19 protein-coding genes and 1 tRNA gene are annotated in these 14,739 nt (G+C 60.6%); 8 read left to right on the forward strand and 12 right to left on the reverse strand.

Going from position 1 to position 14,739, the window contains the following annotated elements:
- Window positions 1-7: 7 nt before the first annotated feature.
- Window positions 8-1,336 (forward strand): MFS transporter, encoded by a 1,329-nt coding sequence (locus HRH33_RS07850; RefSeq protein ID WP_034137328.1) that lies wholly within the window; start codon window positions 8-10, stop codon window positions 1,334-1,336.
- A gap of 7 nt (window positions 1,337-1,343) precedes the next feature.
- Here HRH33_RS07850 and HRH33_RS07855 read toward each other — a convergent pair whose 3' ends face one another.
- Window positions 1,344-1,829, reverse strand: a complete 486-nt coding sequence (locus tag HRH33_RS07855; RefSeq protein ID WP_034137329.1) for a DMT family transporter — start codon at window positions 1,827-1,829, stop codon at window positions 1,344-1,346.
- Between the two features lie 78 nt (window positions 1,830-1,907).
- Between HRH33_RS07855 and HRH33_RS07860 the strand changes: the two genes are divergently transcribed.
- The 4 genes from HRH33_RS07860 to HRH33_RS07875 all read left to right on the forward strand — a co-directional run bounded on the left by HRH33_RS07860 (window position 1,908) and on the right by HRH33_RS07875 (window position 4,631).
- Window positions 1,908-2,813 carry a LysR substrate-binding domain-containing protein gene (locus HRH33_RS07860; protein ID WP_244962432.1) on the forward strand — a complete coding sequence of 302 codons (906 nt, stop codon included), beginning with the start codon at window positions 1,908-1,910 and terminating at the stop codon, window positions 2,811-2,813.
- A gap of 70 nt (window positions 2,814-2,883) precedes the next feature.
- Window positions 2,884-3,294: a fosfomycin resistance glutathione transferase gene (fos, locus tag HRH33_RS07865; RefSeq protein WP_040267565.1), complete on the forward strand. Its 411-nt coding sequence runs from the start codon at window positions 2,884-2,886 to the stop codon at window positions 3,292-3,294.
- A 49-nt stretch (window positions 3,295-3,343) separates the two neighbouring features.
- Window positions 3,344-3,985, forward strand: coding sequence for a LysE family translocator (locus HRH33_RS07870; RefSeq protein WP_034137332.1), 642 nt, complete (start codon window positions 3,344-3,346; stop codon window positions 3,983-3,985).
- Window positions 3,986-4,103: 118 nt separating this feature from the next.
- Window positions 4,104-4,631 (forward strand): DUF4142 domain-containing protein, encoded by a 528-nt coding sequence (locus HRH33_RS07875; RefSeq protein WP_034137333.1) that lies wholly within the window; start codon window positions 4,104-4,106, stop codon window positions 4,629-4,631.
- A 54-nt stretch (window positions 4,632-4,685) separates the two neighbouring features.
- On the opposite strand, the gene HRH33_RS07880 is transcribed toward HRH33_RS07875, so the two are convergent.
- Window positions 4,686-5,111: a low affinity iron permease family protein gene (locus HRH33_RS07880; protein WP_034096366.1), complete on the reverse strand. Its 426-nt coding sequence runs from the start codon at window positions 5,109-5,111 to the stop codon at window positions 4,686-4,688.
- Window positions 5,112-5,290: 179 nt separating this feature from the next.
- On the opposite strand from HRH33_RS07880, the gene HRH33_RS07885 reads away from it, so the two are divergent.
- On the forward strand, window positions 5,291-6,073 hold the full coding sequence (locus HRH33_RS07885) for a GNAT family N-acetyltransferase (protein WP_094064678.1): 783 nt from the start codon (window positions 5,291-5,293) through the stop codon (window positions 6,071-6,073).
- On the opposite strand, the gene HRH33_RS07890 is transcribed toward HRH33_RS07885, so the two are convergent.
- From HRH33_RS07890 to HRH33_RS07930, 9 genes are all read right to left on the reverse strand, one after another.
- Window positions 6,074-6,574 carry a methylated-DNA--[protein]-cysteine S-methyltransferase gene (locus HRH33_RS07890; protein WP_167416486.1) on the reverse strand — a complete coding sequence of 167 codons (501 nt, stop codon included), beginning with the start codon at window positions 6,572-6,574 and terminating at the stop codon, window positions 6,074-6,076.
- 101 nt (window positions 6,575-6,675) lie between these two features.
- A complete protein-coding gene (locus HRH33_RS07895) occupies window positions 6,676-7,017 on the reverse strand; it encodes a hypothetical protein (RefSeq protein WP_342356310.1) in 342 nt (113 codons plus the stop codon).
- Window positions 7,018-7,100: 83 nt separating this feature from the next.
- Window positions 7,101-7,406: a DUF6482 family protein gene (locus HRH33_RS07900; protein ID WP_167416576.1), complete on the reverse strand. Its 306-nt coding sequence runs from the start codon at window positions 7,404-7,406 to the stop codon at window positions 7,101-7,103.
- Between the two features lie 40 nt (window positions 7,407-7,446).
- Window positions 7,447-7,971, reverse strand: coding sequence for a DUF3833 domain-containing protein (locus HRH33_RS07905; protein ID WP_034137336.1), 525 nt, complete (start codon window positions 7,969-7,971; stop codon window positions 7,447-7,449).
- A 215-nt stretch (window positions 7,972-8,186) separates the two neighbouring features.
- Window positions 8,187-8,260: transfer RNA gene (locus HRH33_RS07910), tRNA-Gly, on the reverse strand.
- 163 nt (window positions 8,261-8,423) lie between these two features.
- Complete coding sequence (locus HRH33_RS07915; RefSeq protein ID WP_167416487.1) at window positions 8,424-9,308, reverse strand: alpha/beta fold hydrolase; 885 nt, start codon at window positions 9,306-9,308, stop codon at window positions 8,424-8,426.
- A 304-nt stretch (window positions 9,309-9,612) separates the two neighbouring features.
- Window positions 9,613-10,305 (reverse strand): pseudouridine synthase, encoded by a 693-nt coding sequence (locus HRH33_RS07920; RefSeq protein ID WP_034137338.1) that lies wholly within the window; start codon window positions 10,303-10,305, stop codon window positions 9,613-9,615.
- On the reverse strand, window positions 10,305-10,517 hold the full coding sequence (locus tag HRH33_RS07925; protein ID WP_167416488.1) for a cysteine-rich CWC family protein: 213 nt from the start codon (window positions 10,515-10,517) through the stop codon (window positions 10,305-10,307). Before HRH33_RS07925 ends, HRH33_RS07920 begins: the two co-directional genes overlap by 1 nt.
- A gap of 84 nt (window positions 10,518-10,601) precedes the next feature.
- Window positions 10,602-12,224: a methyl-accepting chemotaxis protein gene (locus tag HRH33_RS07930; protein WP_034137339.1), complete on the reverse strand. Its 1,623-nt coding sequence runs from the start codon at window positions 12,222-12,224 to the stop codon at window positions 10,602-10,604.
- A 317-nt stretch (window positions 12,225-12,541) separates the two neighbouring features.
- On the opposite strand from HRH33_RS07930, the gene HRH33_RS07935 reads away from it, so the two are divergent.
- Window positions 12,542-12,925 carry a hypothetical protein gene (locus HRH33_RS07935; protein WP_167416489.1) on the forward strand — a complete coding sequence of 128 codons (384 nt, stop codon included), beginning with the start codon at window positions 12,542-12,544 and terminating at the stop codon, window positions 12,923-12,925.
- A 144-nt stretch (window positions 12,926-13,069) separates the two neighbouring features.
- Window positions 13,070-13,504, forward strand: a complete 435-nt coding sequence (locus tag HRH33_RS07940) for a DUF3757 domain-containing protein (RefSeq protein ID WP_034137341.1) — start codon at window positions 13,070-13,072, stop codon at window positions 13,502-13,504.
- 4 nt (window positions 13,505-13,508) lie between these two features.
- Here HRH33_RS07940 and HRH33_RS07945 read toward each other — a convergent pair whose 3' ends face one another.
- Entirely contained in the window at window positions 13,509-14,621 is a 1,113-nt protein-coding gene (locus tag HRH33_RS07945) for an enoyl-CoA hydratase/isomerase family protein (protein WP_167416490.1), read from the reverse strand.
- Window positions 14,622-14,739: the final 118 nt, after the last annotated feature.

The following is a 14,739-nucleotide window of genomic DNA, read 5'->3' on the forward strand; positions in this document are numbered from 1 at the left end:
GAAAACAATGAGCACCAATACAGTAGAGACCGGCGCGCGCCCGGTCGGTGATGTCGATCCGGTCAAAGCGGTGGTTCACAAGGTTGCGTGGCGCCTGATGCCGCTGATCATGGTGTGCTACCTGTTCGCCTTTTTCGATCGCATCAATATCAGCTTCGCCAAGTTCCAGCTGCAGGCCGACCTGGGCCTGAGTAACACCGCCTACGGTCTGGGCGCGGGGCTGTTCGTGATCGGCTACGTGATCTTCGAGGTGCCGAGCAACATGATGCTGTACCGGGTCGGCGCGCGCCGCTGGATCGCGCGGATCATGGTGTCCTGGGGCCTGGCCACGGCGGCCATGGTGTTCGTCACGGCCGAGTGGCAGTTCTACGCCCTGCGCTTTCTGATCGGGGCGATGGAGGCCGGGTTTGCCCCTGGCGTGCTGTATTACCTGACCTTGTGGTTTCCCCAGGACTTCCGTGGGCGTATCACCTCGATGCTGTTTCTCGCCTCGGCGTTTTCCGGGCTGGTAGGCGCGCCGTTCTCCGGCCTGGTGCTGGAGCATATGGACGGCGTGCTGCAAATGCGCGGCTGGCACTGGCTGTTCCTGCTCGGCGGTCTGCCGTGCGTGGGGCTGGCGTGGATGGTACTCACCCAATTCAAGGACCGCATTGAGGATGCGCCCTGGCTCAGCGCCGAAGAGAAAACCCTGCTGGCCAGCCGCATCGCGGTGCACGAAGTGCACAAGAAAGGCTCGCTGCTGCAAGCCTTGCGGATTCCCGGGTTCCTGATGTTGGGACTGATCTACTTCCTGATCCAGGTGGCGTCCTACGGCCTCAACTTCTGGGCGCCGCAATTGATCCGCAGCGCGGGTATCGAAAGCGCGGTGGTGATCGGTCTGCTGACCGCCATTCCGTATATCTGCGGGGCTATCACCATGGTGGTGGTGGGGCGTTGGTCGGATGCCACCGGCGAGCGGCGCAAGTTCGTTAGCGGCTTGGTGGTCATGGGCGCGGTCGGGTTTTTCTGCGCGGGCATCTTCGATGATCAGCAGGTGTTTCTGATTATTGCGTTGGGCCTTTTGGGCGCCGGCATCATTGCCTCGATCCCGACGTTCTGGACCTTACCGCCCAAACTGTTGGCCGGTGCCGGGGCGGGCGCGGCGGGCGGGATTGCGCTGATCAACACGCTGGGGCAACTGGGTGGGATCGTCAGCCCGGTGATGGTGGGACGCATCAAGGACATCACCGGCAGCACCACGCCGGCGCTGTATGTGATCGGCGTGTGTGCGTTGATCGCCGCTGCGTTGCTGATGTGGGGCCTGCCGCAGAAAATGCGCACGTCCGACAAGCGCTGACGCGGGTTCACGCGGACGCCAGCGCTTTGGCTGGCGCGCCGCCGAACTGAATCAACGCCACACCCCCCATCAGCAACAACGCCCCGACCACCCGGGGCGTTGTCAGCTGACGCTCTGCCAGACCGAACAGGCCGAAGTGGTCGAGCATCAGCGAGGCCAGCATCTGCCCGGCCAACGCCAGCGCGACAAACCCCGACGCGCCCAATTTGGGCAGCAGCATCAGCGCCAGGGAAATAAAACACACACCAAAGGCACCACCGGCCCACATCCACAGGGGCGCCTGGGTGATAAAGGCCAGGCTCGGCAACGGTAGGCGCAGCGCCAATATCACCGGCAGCAGCACCCCAATGCTCACCAGCAGCGAGGCCAGCGTGGCCCACAGCGGGTGGCCGAGGCCGCGCCCGAGGTTGGCGTTGATCGCGCTCTGAAATGGCACCACCGCGCCGGCGATCACGGCCAGCACTATCAGCCCAAGCCAATGCAAAGGGGTCATCTCGAATCTCCTGAATGGTTTCGCTGGACTCTAGGCTATTCGTCACGCAAATTTAAATTCCAAGTTCTTATGATGAGCATGCAGCTGATGAATGATCTGCGTAGCATCGACCTCAATCTGCTGGTGATCCTCGACGCGTTGCTCACTGAGCAGCACGTCACCCGCGCCGCCGAGCGCCTGCACCTGAGCCAGCCGGCGGTCAGCCATGCGCTGGCGCGTTTGCGCGATGTACTGGATGACCCGTTGCTGGTGCGCCAAGGCGGCACGCTGGTGCCCACGGCCCGGGCCCTTGAGCTGGCTACGCCGCTGGCCGAAGCCTTGGCACAGGTGCAGGCGCTGCTGGCACCGAATCAATTTGACCCAGCATCGGCCAAGCGCCGGTTTCGCGTGGCGATGTCGGACTACAGCGCGGCGATTTTCCTACCGAGCCTGGTGCGCACTTTGCGCCGCGAAGCGCCCGGTATCGACCTGCAAATCGTGCAAACCAGCCGCGAAGGCATGGTCGACGGCATACTCAACGGCGACCTCGACCTGGCCGCCGGTGTGTTCCCCGATATCCTTGGGGAACTGCGCACCACGGCGCTGTTCGATGAGCACTACACCTGCCTGATCGATCGCGACAGCCTGCCGGACAACGCCACGCTCGACCTGCCCACTTACCTGGCACGCCCCCATGTGCTGCTGGAAATGCGCGGCAGCGGCACCCCGGAAATCGAGCGGGCGCTGAGGGCGATCCGCCAGCGCCGACATGTGGCGATCAGCCTGCCGCACTGGGGCGTGGCGCCCCAGTTGATCCTGGGCACGGACCTGATCCTGACGGTGTCCGCCCGTGGCGTGCAGAACGTTGATCATCGGCAATTGCTCACCCTGCCACCGCCGTTCGCTATTCCATCGTTTGCCTTCGAACTGGCCTGGCATGCGCGGCGGGGTGGGGATACGGGGCTGCAATGGCTGATTGGGCGTATACAAGCGGTGGTGGGTTGAGATCCGCTCGTTTCATAATCTGCGCTCGCACTGTTGGATCTTGCTCAAGCTATTGTGCCGAGGAAATATCATGCTTTCTGGCTTCAACCACCTGACTCTGGCCGTCACCGACGTGCCGCGCAGCGTCAATTTCTACCATGATGTGCTGGGGCTTCAGCTTGACGCCACGTGGGATAATGGCGCGTATTTATCATTGCCGGGGTTGTGGTTGTGCCTGTCCCTCGACAGCTCATGCGGGTCGGAGCCGGCTGCGGACTACACGCATTATGCGTTCTCGGCTGAGCCTCAGGGGTTCACCGCGCTGGTCGAACGTCTGCGTACCGCCGGTGTGCAGGAATGGCGCGATAACCGCAGCGAGGGCGCCTCGTTCTATTTTCTCGACCCTGACGGCCATAAGCTCGAAGTCCACGTCGGCGATCTGGCGTCGCGCCTGCGAGCCTGTCGCACGCGGCCTTATACCGGCATGACGTTTTACCCGTAAGGCCGGAACGTGCAAAATCCTTGCACCCTTCACTGATCAGAGTCGCGCCATGACCCCTTCCTTGCTGCTCGCTGTGCTTGCTTCGGGTTTTATCTACGGGATTACCCCTGGCCCCGGTGTACTGGCCGTGTTCGGCATCGGTGCCGCCCGTGGTCGGCGGGCCGGGGCGGGGTTTTTGTGCGGGCATTTGCTGGGGGACGTGGTGTGGTGCAGCACTGCTTTGATTGCCATCGTCGGTGCGCGGGAGGTGGGCAGCAGCGCCTTCGATGTGCTGGGCGTGCTCAGCGGTGCGTATCTGTTCTGGCTGGGCTGGCGCGCGATTCGCACCCAGCGTCGCAGCAGCGATGCTCCCGAGGGCGCGGCGCGGCATCCGTTCTGGCACGGCATTCTGTTCGGCTTGACCAACCCCAAGGCCTACCCGGTGGCGGTGGCCACCTTTACTGCGTTGTTGTCCAGCCGTGCCGAGCTGCTGACCTGGTCGATGCTGCCGTGGTTGATCGTGTTGAGTTTTATCGGCGGGTTGCTGGCTTATGGGATTCTGGTCGGCGTGGTCGGCGCTCACGGGGTGCGCACCCTGTACCAACGCCATGAAATCCTTATAACCCGTCTCTGTGGCGTGATGTTTATCGGCTTCGCCATTAACGCACTGGCCCATGCTTTGCCCGGCTTGTTTGGCAGCAAAGCGGCCTGACGAGCCGATGACCGTTCGTCGCACTGGTAAGTTTTTTCTAAACCTTTACTCCTGTGAAAATTCGAATTCAGGGCGGGGCCTGTGCCCCGCCCTAATTTTTGCTCTGGAGGAACCCATCATGAGCCGCATGGCTATCCGGTTACGCACCGCCAGTTTCGCGATGCTGCTGGGCCTCGGCGCCAGCAGTGCTTTCGCCCAGTCGCCTGCCGAATTCATCGAGAAGGCGTCGGCCAAGGGCATGGCCGATATCGAAACCAGTCGCATGGCCCACGCCAAAACCTCGTCCCAGGAAATCAAGGACTACACCATCGAAGTCATCAACGAGCGCACCCTGGCCAATCAGCACCTGGCGGCGATTGCCAAGAAGCTCGATCTGCCTGTGGCCCCGCGTGAACAGATCGTGGATAAAGCCGAGACCTTGATGCCCGAACTCAAGGACGGCGACTCTTTCGATGCCGCCTACACGGCCCAGCAGGTCAAGGAGAACGAAGAGGCCATCGCGCTGTTCAAGCAAGAAGGTGCCGCCTCGGATGTACCGGAAATAAAAGCGCTGGTGGATGAAACGTTGCCACGCTTGGAAGAGCGTCTGCAAAAGGCCCGCGCGCTGGCCTCGACCTATGGCAAAGGTCATCAAGGCGATGGTTGAAACCTAAGCCTGAACCGAAAAACGGCGGCTGGATCACATCCGGCCGCCGTTTTTTTACGCCTGATTCAGGTCGGTTTTACTCGGCGCCGCATCATCTGCGGCGTGCCCGCAGCTGCTGTTGAGATTCATCGAGGCCGTTTTGCCGATGCTGCGGTATTCCTGGCGCAGTTTTTCCAGCTCTTTGCGGTCAAGGCCGTCCAGGCTCAGTACGGCATTCTGTGCATCCTTGGTCACCCGCAGCAGTTCGTCGATCTTGATGTGCAGGATGTCGTTATCGCGGTTTTGCGTGTTCTGAATCAGGAACACCATCAGGAATGTGATGATGGTGGTCGATGTGTTGATGATCAGTTGCCAGGTGTCGTTGTAATGAAAATACGGCCCGCTCAGGCTCCATAGGCCGATCAACGCGACCGCCGCGTAGAACGTGCGCGCGCTGCCCGCCCAGCGAGACAGAGATTGGGAGACTGCAGAGAATTTCATGACCGGTTTCCTTAAAAAATACAGATGATGAAATTCAGACCGCAGCCGCGCTCTAAAATTTATTTTTACAATTTTGCGATTGAATGCAGCGGAATACTTGTCCGACACGTTTTCGGAGTGGGCCTACGGTTCCCCGCTGCCAGGCACTCAAGACTGGGCTTTTCCACCGGATATGCCCCATGCACCTCGATGCCCCTTGTGACCTGCACACACTCTATCGCCGCACCGAAGATTATTTTTTTGCGCTGTTATGCCTGCTGCATCGGCGCTTCAGTGCCGATACCTGCGCCTATTTCACCGCGCAAAAATCAAGCCCGTTTAACGTCATGTTTATCCGTGTCGGTAGCCACACGCCGGATGACGCAATGGAGGCCGCCCTGGACCTGATGCGCCATACCTCGCTGGAAATCCGTGCGGTGCTTCACGAGCAAAAGGTTGCGGCTCTTTACGAGGTGCTTACGAGCCTGGGTTTTCATGCGGCTGAAACGACGACCGCGATGGTTTTGCGACTGTCGGACTTTGTATCGTTGCCAAGTGAGCGCGCAGAGCAAGTGGGGCTGACCCGGGATTTGAATGAATGGATCGTTCCGGTGGGCAATGCGTTTTCGCTGGCGCCCGAGGTGGCGGCGCATTATCAGGCGCGGCATCAGCAAGCTCTGGATACGGAGCAAGCCCTTTATCACTTCAGCTTGTCCACCGAAGGGCAGATCCGCTGTTCGTTGACGTTATCCATGTGCGAAGGCGAGGCTCGGCTCAGCGATGTAGCCACCCTGGCGGATGTTCGGGGAAAAGGGTATGGCACTCGATTGATTCAGGCGGCCCTGCTTCACGCCGCGAGTCTGGGGGCTCAACGATGCTTTCTGGAGGCTACAGCGAGTGGCATTTCGGTGTATCGAAAGCTGGGGTTCGAACCGTTATACAACTGCCAGGCCTTTGTCCGAGGGCCCATCTTGCCCGCTTGATCAGAAGCCCATTGTTGTCTGGCCGCGATCCTCAAGGGCTAACAGATACTGCTTGGCCTCCAGCCCGCCGGCAAACCCGGTCAAACCGCCTGACGCACCGATGACGCGATGGCAGGGGGCGATGATCGAAATGGGGTTCCGGCCGTTGGCCGCGCCCACGGCGCGTACCGCGCTTGGGTTGCCGATTTGCTGGGCGATCTGGCTGTAGCTGCGGGTCTCGCCGAAAGGGATGGTCAACAGCGCCCGCCACACCTGCTTCTGGAAGTCGGTGCCGGTGAACTCCAGTTCCAGCTCGAACCTATCGCGCTGGCCCGCGAAGTATTCCGTCAACTGGCGCTCGGTTTCCAACAGCACCGGGTTGTCGTCAGCAGCGCGTAACTCGCCGAGTCGAACCCGATTGGCGCGTTCGGTTTCCCACAAAATGGCACTGAGCTTGTCGTGGCGGGCCACCAGGGTGAGCTGGCCGACGGGGGAGGGCATGAACATGTAGTCGTAGGACATAGGCGAACTCCTGGGAGGGCAACAGTTTAACGGCGCATCCCAACAGTAGCGCCAGCAGGCTAAGCAGGCACTACGTTTCTTGCGCTCGAATTTGCGCCACTCTAGAAATTCCAATACACCCAGTTGGAGTAATAGGGGGCTACGTACCACCAGGCGATCAGAAACGGCACCTTCACTATCGTCGGTTGCCCTACGGCAAACAGCGAGAGGGTATTAAGCACAGTGACGACCAGCGCAAACAGGCTGACGCGCCGGCTGGCGTGGCGTCTGGCAAATCCTACGCCGTACATCGACCCCGCAAGGGAGGCCAACACCAGTAGCAGCCCAAACGGCACCGGCAACCTCAGGAACGATACCAGCAAGGGCAGCACCACCACCCAGCCCACCACCTGATGCAGGATGGGCCTGGGCGTGGTTTGTGGGTATTCAGGCATGGCGGTCATCTTGCTTCCGGGGGCAGGGGTCGCATCATCCTTACCGGAATCTTTCAGCGCATCCAGATTTTTCCGAACGTGAGTGACCGCTGCTAGAAGGTCGCCTCCAGGGAAAACGGCACGCGCAACGCTTCGATGGGCCCATCGCGTACCCCGCACATTTCGTCATGGGCGCACTGTTGCACCAGCACGCAGGGGAAGGGTGCCACGCCTTGCAGCAGGTCGCGCAAGTGTGTGGTGGAGCGGATACGCAAAGGCTGGCCGTCCTCGCCCAACAACGTCATTTCGCCGTGAACCAACCTGATGCGTGCCACATAGAAACCGCCCTCCAGCGACAGCAATTCCAGTTCGCGGACTTCGCCTTTTGCAGCCACATCCGCCAGCATTTGCATATTCATCATTCATCCCCACGCCTGTCAGGCAGGCTGAAAAACCCGTTTATTGGCGACGGAAAAACAGCGTGACCTGGCCCCATTCCACCCCGAACTTGGACATGCTGGAGCGGTTGATCAGGGTGTCTTCGTCCATCAGGTACATCCAGTCGTCGAAGCTGACTTCATACACCGAACCGTCCACCGGCAAGTTGAGCCGATAGCGCCAGCGCAACGCGTTGCCCGCCACCTCACCGATCGCCTCGCCGACCACATCGCCGGCGCGCCCACGCCAGCGCCCGGGGCCGTCCGGGGTAAGTGTCCATACGCGACGCTGGCGGGTGCCATCGCTGTACACGAAGCGCTCATCGAGAATCAGCTGGTTGCCCTCGCGCCGGCTGTCGATCTGCACTTCAAAGCGCTTGGCTACCTCGCCGGAACGTTTCTCGAAAATGCCCCAGGCCTTGACCGGCTTGCTGAAAAAACGCTCCAGATCCAGCTTGGGTTGCTGATCGGCATAGTGGTCCACCCCCACGCCCGTGCAACTGCACAGACTTGCGACCAGCAATAGAGAAACCAGTAGACGCACCATGGCGGGCTCCGTGATCGTGCGAGGCGAAGTGCCCCTATCGCCATTGATACTTGTACAAAATAATTGATTTGTACAGGTTTGCGCTGCGTCGTGATGCGCAAAGGTCGCAAGATCGGGTGGTATCACTGAATTTCGCCCATAAAAAAACCGGCCACCAAGGGCCGGTTTTCTTATGCACCCCCGTCAGCAACGGCGTGACGGGGAGCGAATCTGAGTGGAGCGGGTGAAGGGAATCGAACCCTCGTTATCAGCTTGGGAAGCTGGAGTAATGCCATTATACGACACCCGCTCAGAGCGGCTGACTTTGTACCAGATGTGCGCTGGGATTTGAAGTTTTTCTTTGGAAAATGTGCAGGTTGCGTGCATCTGTCGAGGTGACGAACGGGCTTCTTGCCGGCTTACCATGGCGAACACGTGCGGTCGCCATGGTAAGCCGGCAAGGCTTCTGCGGTTCAGAGTGCGAACGCATGTTGCGTTTGGCCTCGGTCGTAACGCGGCCGGTTGATGCGCTGCTCCGGTTTCAAGAAACTCACCACGGCGTCACGGCTGTCCCGACACGCGGCCTTGTGTTCCATGTCCAGAAAGTGACCGGTGGCCTGGATGCTGCTGAAGCTGCTGTTCTTCACATATTGACCGAACAGCCTGGCATCGTCGGCGCTGGTGTATTCGTCCCATTCGCCGTTGACGAACAGCACCGGAATGTCGATCTGCTTGGCCGCCTTGAGGTAGCACAACCGGTCGCTGTCGAGCACTTGGCTGATGTGGAAATGCATCTGCCCGTATTCATGCTCGGCCAGGCTGCTCACATGCTTGTGGTTGAACCGTTTGAACAGCGAGGGCAGGTGTTTGCCGATGGTGCTATTGACCAAGTGGCCGACGCGGTCGCGGTCGAGGTTACTCAGGTAATCGACGCCGCGTTCCAGGTAGTCGCGCATGGGCGCATTGATCACCGGTGAGAATGAGCTGATCACGGCTTTTTCCACCCGGCGCGGGCGCTGGGAGAGGGCGACCAGGGTGGCGGCGCCGCCCCAGGAAAACGACAACACATGTTCGGCGGCGAAGTGCTCGATCAGCTCCAGCAGGATCTGGCCTTCGACGTCCTTTGTGAGCATATGCTCATGGCGGTTATGGAGTTTGGAACGGCCGGCGTAGGGTTGGTCGTATAACACCACATTGAATTGCGGGTGCAGGCTTTTCACGGTTTGGGCGAAGGATGCCGTGGTGGCCATCGAGCCGTTGACCAGAATGATGGTCTTTGCAGCGGCATCCGCGCGATAGAACTCCGTGTAAACCCGATACTGACCCTGTATATCCAACACAGCGATTTCTGGCCTCATGTCGTAAGACTCCTGGCAAGCGGGTAGGGCGCGCAGAACACTCTGCACGAGCTTTGTGACAGGTAGGCATACGCCTGGAAAAGTAAGGCCCATGTCGGTCCGATAACGGCTGGCCGGCGGCTGTTGTTATGGCGGGCAGTTTGCCTGGAGGGCCCGTGGATCAAGCGCGGGCAGGGCAAGGTGGGTCTTGGAGGTTATAGGCGACTCGTCAGTCATATTGCGGCTGACGTTCTGATTCAAGCAGCAGACCTGGGATGCCGCAAGGCGCTCAAATAGGTTTTTGCAGTCGCCGGCTGAATGGTCGTCAGACCTGTCTGATTTCTGCGTCGGTCAATGCCCGGTACTCGCCCGGCGCAAGGGTCGCGTCCAGTACCAGCGGGCCCATGCGCTCACGATGCAGGTCGATCACTTTATTGTCGAAATGCCCGAACATGCGTTTGACCTGGTGGTAGCGGCCCTCGACGATGCTCAACCGCGCGGTCCTCGGCCCCAGCAGCGTCAGTTCGGCGGGTTGGGTGGTGAGGTCTTCGAAGGCAAAGTACAAGCCTGCGGCGAACGTAGGCGCGTACTCGGGGCCGATGTCCTGTTGCGTCTCGACCCGGTACACCTTGGGCAACTTGGTCTGCGGTTGGGTCAGCCGGCGCGACCATTGGCCGTCATTGGTGATCACCAGCAAGCCCGTGGTGTTGAAGTCCAGCCGCCCGGCAATATGCAGCTCGCCCTTATCCGGCTCATCGAGCCAATCGAGTACGGTCGGGTGTTCAGGATCCGACGTCGCGCTCACACAGCCCCTGGGTTTGTGGAGCATGAAATAACGCGCCGGTTTGCCCGCCTGCAGCACCTCATCGTCCAGGCATACCCGGCTGAATTCGCGCACTTCATGGTGAGGATCGCTGACGGCAACGCCATCGACCCGGATCCGCCGCTCCACCAGTAACAGGCGTACCTGTTTTCGATTGAAGCGCGGCAGGTTGCTGAGGAAACGATCGACACGCATCAGGATCGCTCGGCGTCGCGTAACTGTTGGTCGACTTGGGCACAGCGCGGGCACAGGCAGGCTTGGTTACGCAGGGCGTCCGGCAGGGCTTGCAGCACCGCCGGATCGATGGTGACGCTGTAGCACCAGCAGGCTTGGTCGACGCGGCGAGGGTCGGCCAGGGCGCAGTCGTTGCGGGCGCCGCAGGCGGGGCAGAGGATGGGCGTGGTCATCGGTCGGTTCGGGCGGTATCGGGCAAGGAGCCGGTCCATTCCGGCGTGCCTTGCACGATACAGGGCCGACCTTGCCTCGGCTACTCAGAGCTGGAACTTGCTGACCAGCACATTGAACGAGGTAGCCAGGCGCGACAGGTCCTGGCTGGAGGCATTGGTCTGGTGCGCGCCGGCCGCTGTCTGAGTGGACAGGTCCTGAATGTTGAGCAGGTTGCGATCCACTTCACGGGCCACCTGGGCCTGTTCTTCCGATGCGGACGCAATGACCAGATTGCGTTCGTTGATCTTGGCCACGCTGGCGGTAATGCGTTGCAGCGCTTCACCGGCACTTTGCGCCAGGGTCTGGGTATTGTTGGCCCAGGTCAGGCTCTTGTTCATTGCCGCCACCGCGCCGTCGGCGCCCACCTGCACTTCGCCGATCATTTTTTCGATGTCGACCGTGGAGGTCTGGGTGCGATGGGCCAATGCCCGCACCTCATCGGCAACCACCGCAAAACCGCGACCCTGCTCACCGGCCCGCGCCGCCTCGATGGCAGCATTGAGTGCCAGCAGGTTGGTCTGGTCGGCGATGCTGCGGATCACATCGATCACCTTGCCGATCTCGCGCACCTGGTTGGCCAGGTCGACGACCGATTGCGTCGAGTCGTTGATCTCCACCACCATCGACGACATGCCGGATACCGCCTGCTCCACCTGCTGGCGGCCGTCTTCGGCTTCGGCGGTGGCCTGGCGCGAGGCTTCGGAGGTGGACACGGCATTGCCGGCCACTTCGTCCACCGCGGCGGTCATCTGGTTGACGGCGGTGGCGGCCTGTTGGATCTCGTCATTCTGACGGGTCAGGCCACGGGTGCTTTCATCGGTGACCGCACTCAGTTCTTCGGCGGCCGAGGCCAGTTGATCCGAAGCATTGGCAATTTCCATCAGGGTGCTTTTCAGGCCGCCCTGCATGTCCGACAGTGCCATCAACAGTTGCCCGGCTTCGTCGGTACGTTCGGTGAGGATGGCGCGGGTCAGGTCACCGCTGGCAATGCGTTGGGCGCTCTGCACCGCTTGTGCAATGGGGCGGGTGATCAGACGGGTGATCAGCACGCCCACGGTGATGGCGATGATGAACGCCAGTACGATGCCGCTGATCATCCACGTCAAGGCGCTGTTGCGCAGCTCGTCGGCGGCGATGGCGCCTTCTTTGATCTGGCGGTTGTTGGACTCGATGATCACGCGGATCAACTCGCGGGCCTGGCGGAACAGTTCGTTGTTGGTGGTGTTGAGTTCAGCCCGAGCCTGATCGATCTTGCCGCTGTCGAGCATCGCTGTAATGCGTTCGGCACTGCTGATATAGCTCGGCAGCACTTTATCCAGTTTGTCACCCGCTGCCCGTTCGTCATCTGCCAGTGGCGTTGCGCGGTAGGTGGCGTAGGCATCCTGGCTGCGCTTGAGTTCGTTGGCGATGTCTTGGCGTACGCGGTCGCGGTCTTGCTGGGACACATCGCCCTGGCTGGCGTCCATCAGGCGGTACAAGCCTCGGTTGTGCGCGACGATCCCATTGAGGGTGGCGGCCGTGGTGCTCACAGATACAAGGTTGTTGGAAAACGTGAGTTCCAATGCCGTGGAGAGCCTGACCACGCCCTTGATACCCAGCAAGCCAACCCCGAGGGTGACCAGCGCACACAGTAAAAACGAAAGCAGCAGCTTGGTTGAAATTTTCATGGTTCGAATCCGGGGATGTTAGCGAAGGATGCACGCTAGAGCCTCCCTGGCTGTGCGCGACATCATAGTGACATCATGGTAAAGCGAAGAGTTTCAACATCCAAAAAATTAACTGAAACGTTAAAGCTCAACATTGGATTCGATCTGCGGAAGGGCAGCGTCCATAGGCAGTTAACAGAGGCGGCCTAGGTGTATCAAGTTGTTACAGGAACGCACCAGATTCCGTTTTTGATGTCAGATATTTCGTCATTCAGTGAAAGCTGAATGCCGCCCTTCAGCGTCGCTGAAGGTGCTCTTTCGCGGTCCAGGAGGCCGCCATGTATCGACGAATGCTGCTCAGCGCTTTACTCGGTCTGACCCTTTCCGCTTGCGTGCCCTATTACGAGGGAGGCCAGAGCTACTACCGTTCCGAGGTCTATACTTCACCCGCGCCGACGTACTACTACGGGGGCGGCTCGGTGTATCAATACCGGCGTGATTACTACCCTGCGCCCCGTTACTACGCACCGGCACCGCGTTATTACTCTGCGCCGCGCTACTACCAGCCGGCCCCGCGCTATTACTCTGCGCCGCGTTACTACCCGTCCGGGCCGCGCGCCGGTTACCGGCCTTATTCCAATCAGGGCTGGGGGGATCGCGGTGGGCATGACCGTCGAGGCGACCGTGGCGATCGTGGTGGAGGACGCGGCGGTCATTGGTAAGTTTCCCACTATCGAGCGGCGCATCTAGCGCCGCTTTTTTTCGCCTGCCGTTTGTCGGAACTGTCATATTTGACAGGTATCCTCCGCGCTCCAGATGTATTTCACTCACAGGGATCAGAGTGCCGGTCAGGCATGGAGCGTCCAGTGATTAAGCGATCGATCTGCCTGCTTGTGGTGATGACCTGCGGCGTTATGCACGCGAACGCGAAGCAGGGGTGTCCGTACGCGTCCTCCGTTCAATTAAAAGAGGGGCGTTTCCAGGTGCGCGATGGGCAGCTCCTGTGGCAAAGCCCGAAAGTTAAACAACTGGATTTCGTCAGCGGATTCGTCGGCGCATTGTTCATCCCTGCCCAGGGACAGGCGCGGGAAAACGGCTACGTTGAAAAGTGCATCTACCGAACCAACGGCGATCAAGTAATTGCACTGCGTTATGGCGGCTCGGAGGAGGTCGACAGCGTGTCGCTGACCAGCAGTCTGCATTGGCGCCTGGCCAAGGATCCCTTCGGCCAGGACGTGTATATCTGCGATGACAGCCAGCCCGATAACTGCTCCTTCACCATCGACCGCTCCAAGCGCTGAGCTGTCAAAAATCGGAAAGGTCTGCCAGAGGATGCCTACCTTCCCACGCCTTGTTGAAGTGCGCCTGCACCACGGCGTCCGGGATCGCATTGATATCCGGCCAGTGCCAATGAGGCGTCTGGTCCTTGTCAATCAACCGCGCACGCACGCCTTCGGCGAATTCCGGGTGACGGCAGCAATTGAGGCTGAGGGTGTATTCCATCTGGAACACCTGGGCCAGGGACAAATGCCGCGCGCGCTGGATCTGCTCCCACACCAGGTGCGCCGTCAGCGGGCAACCTTCACTCAATGTTTTGCCCGCGCGGTGGAACAGCGGGTCGGCATGCTCGCGCAATGCACTGAGGGCCCGCCACGCACAGCGCACATCGCCCACGTCCAGCCAAGCGTCGATCTGCGCGCGCCGCGGCAGCCATTGTGCGTCGGGTTGCTGGTCGTGCGCCTCCTGGGCCAGGGCCTTGAGCAGGCTGTTGAGCTGCATCGCGGTCTGTTCCTGCCAATTCAATTGCAATAGGCCCTGGAGCAACTGATCTTGCTGGTCTTCCCGTAGGAAACGGTCGGCCAAACCCAGGTCCAGCGCATCACGCCCATTGATATGCGCTCCGGTCAGGCCCAGAAACAAACCGAGTTTGCCCGGCAGGCGCGACAGGAACCAACTGGCCCCCACGTCGGGGTACAGGCCGATGCTGATTTCCGGCATGGCCAGCCGGCTGCTGGGCGTGACGATGCGCACCGTCGCGCTTTGCAGCAGGCCCATGCCGCCGCCCAGCACATAACCGTGACCCCAGCAGATCAGCGGTTTGGGGTAGGTGTGCAGGCGATAGTCGAGGCGATATTCGGCGGCAAAAAACTGCGCGCCCAGGGCGGGTACTTCGCCCGGGTGTTCAAGACACGCCTGGGCCAGGCTGCGTACCTCGCCACCGGCGCAGAACGCCTTGGCGCCGTTGCCGCGCAGCAGCACGCAGACGATTTGCGGGTCTTTGGCCCAGGCCTCCAGGCGGTCGCCGAGGGCCAGGATCATCGGCAGGGAGAGGGCGTTGAGCGACTTTTCAGCGTCCAGGCTGGCGATGCCGATACGGGCACCGCCGCTGCCGGTGAGTTCTTCGAAGTGCAGATTCATCGTGACCTCAATCGAGAAAGTGAAGGATCAGTATGATCCTTTGGTGGGAAAGTGCCGGTGGTGTGTCAGATCAATTGACAAGCGGGGGCGGCTTTCCTAGGGTTCGCCTCATTCTTTT

The sequence above is a fragment of the Pseudomonas rhodesiae genome (assembly GCF_013285305.1).
In the GTDB taxonomy this organism is placed as follows: domain Bacteria; phylum Pseudomonadota; class Gammaproteobacteria; order Pseudomonadales; family Pseudomonadaceae; genus Aquipseudomonas; species Aquipseudomonas rhodesiae.

Excerpts from the sequence above, each read along its gene's own strand:
- HRH33_RS07925 (WP_167416488.1), bottom strand. The coding sequence starts at position 10,517 with ATGACCACGCCCATCCTCTGCCCCGCCTGCGGCGCCCGCAACGACTGC.
- HRH33_RS07920 (WP_034137338.1), bottom strand. The coding sequence starts at position 10,305 with ATGCGTGTCGATCGTTTCCTCAGCAACCTGCCGCGCTTCAATCGAAAA.
- HRH33_RS07880 (WP_034096366.1), bottom strand. The coding sequence starts at position 5,111 with ATGAAATTCTCTGCAGTCTCCCAATCTCTGTCTCGCTGGGCGGGCAGC.
- HRH33_RS07900 (WP_167416576.1), bottom strand. The coding sequence starts at position 7,406 with ATGAATATGCAAATGCTGGCGGATGTGGCTGCAAAAGGCGAAGTCCGC.
- HRH33_RS07850 (WP_034137328.1), top strand. The coding sequence starts at position 8 with ATGAGCACCAATACAGTAGAGACCGGCGCGCGCCCGGTCGGTGATGTC.
- HRH33_RS07890 (WP_167416486.1), bottom strand. The coding sequence starts at position 6,574 with ATGTCCTACGACTACATGTTCATGCCCTCCCCCGTCGGCCAGCTCACC.
- HRH33_RS07905 (WP_034137336.1), bottom strand. The coding sequence starts at position 7,971 with ATGGTGCGTCTACTGGTTTCTCTATTGCTGGTCGCAAGTCTGTGCAGT.
- HRH33_RS07855 (WP_034137329.1), bottom strand. The coding sequence starts at position 1,829 with ATGACCCCTTTGCATTGGCTTGGGCTGATAGTGCTGGCCGTGATCGCC.
- HRH33_RS07870 (WP_034137332.1), top strand. The coding sequence starts at position 3,344 with ATGACCCCTTCCTTGCTGCTCGCTGTGCTTGCTTCGGGTTTTATCTAC.
- HRH33_RS07885 (WP_094064678.1), top strand. The coding sequence starts at position 5,291 with ATGCACCTCGATGCCCCTTGTGACCTGCACACACTCTATCGCCGCACC.
- HRH33_RS07935 (WP_167416489.1), top strand. The coding sequence starts at position 12,542 with ATGTATCGACGAATGCTGCTCAGCGCTTTACTCGGTCTGACCCTTTCC.
- HRH33_RS07895 (WP_342356310.1), bottom strand. The coding sequence starts at position 7,017 with ATGACCGCCATGCCTGAATACCCACAAACCACGCCCAGGCCCATCCTG.
- HRH33_RS07860 (WP_244962432.1), top strand. The coding sequence starts at position 1,908 with ATGCAGCTGATGAATGATCTGCGTAGCATCGACCTCAATCTGCTGGTG.
- HRH33_RS07930 (WP_034137339.1), bottom strand. The coding sequence starts at position 12,224 with ATGAAAATTTCAACCAAGCTGCTGCTTTCGTTTTTACTGTGTGCGCTG.
- HRH33_RS07875 (WP_034137333.1), top strand. The coding sequence starts at position 4,104 with ATGAGCCGCATGGCTATCCGGTTACGCACCGCCAGTTTCGCGATGCTG.
- HRH33_RS07915 (WP_167416487.1), bottom strand. The coding sequence starts at position 9,308 with ATGAGGCCAGAAATCGCTGTGTTGGATATACAGGGTCAGTATCGGGTT.
- HRH33_RS07945 (WP_167416490.1), bottom strand. The coding sequence starts at position 14,621 with ATGAATCTGCACTTCGAAGAACTCACCGGCAGCGGCGGTGCCCGTATC.
- fos (WP_040267565.1), top strand. The coding sequence starts at position 2,884 with ATGCTTTCTGGCTTCAACCACCTGACTCTGGCCGTCACCGACGTGCCG.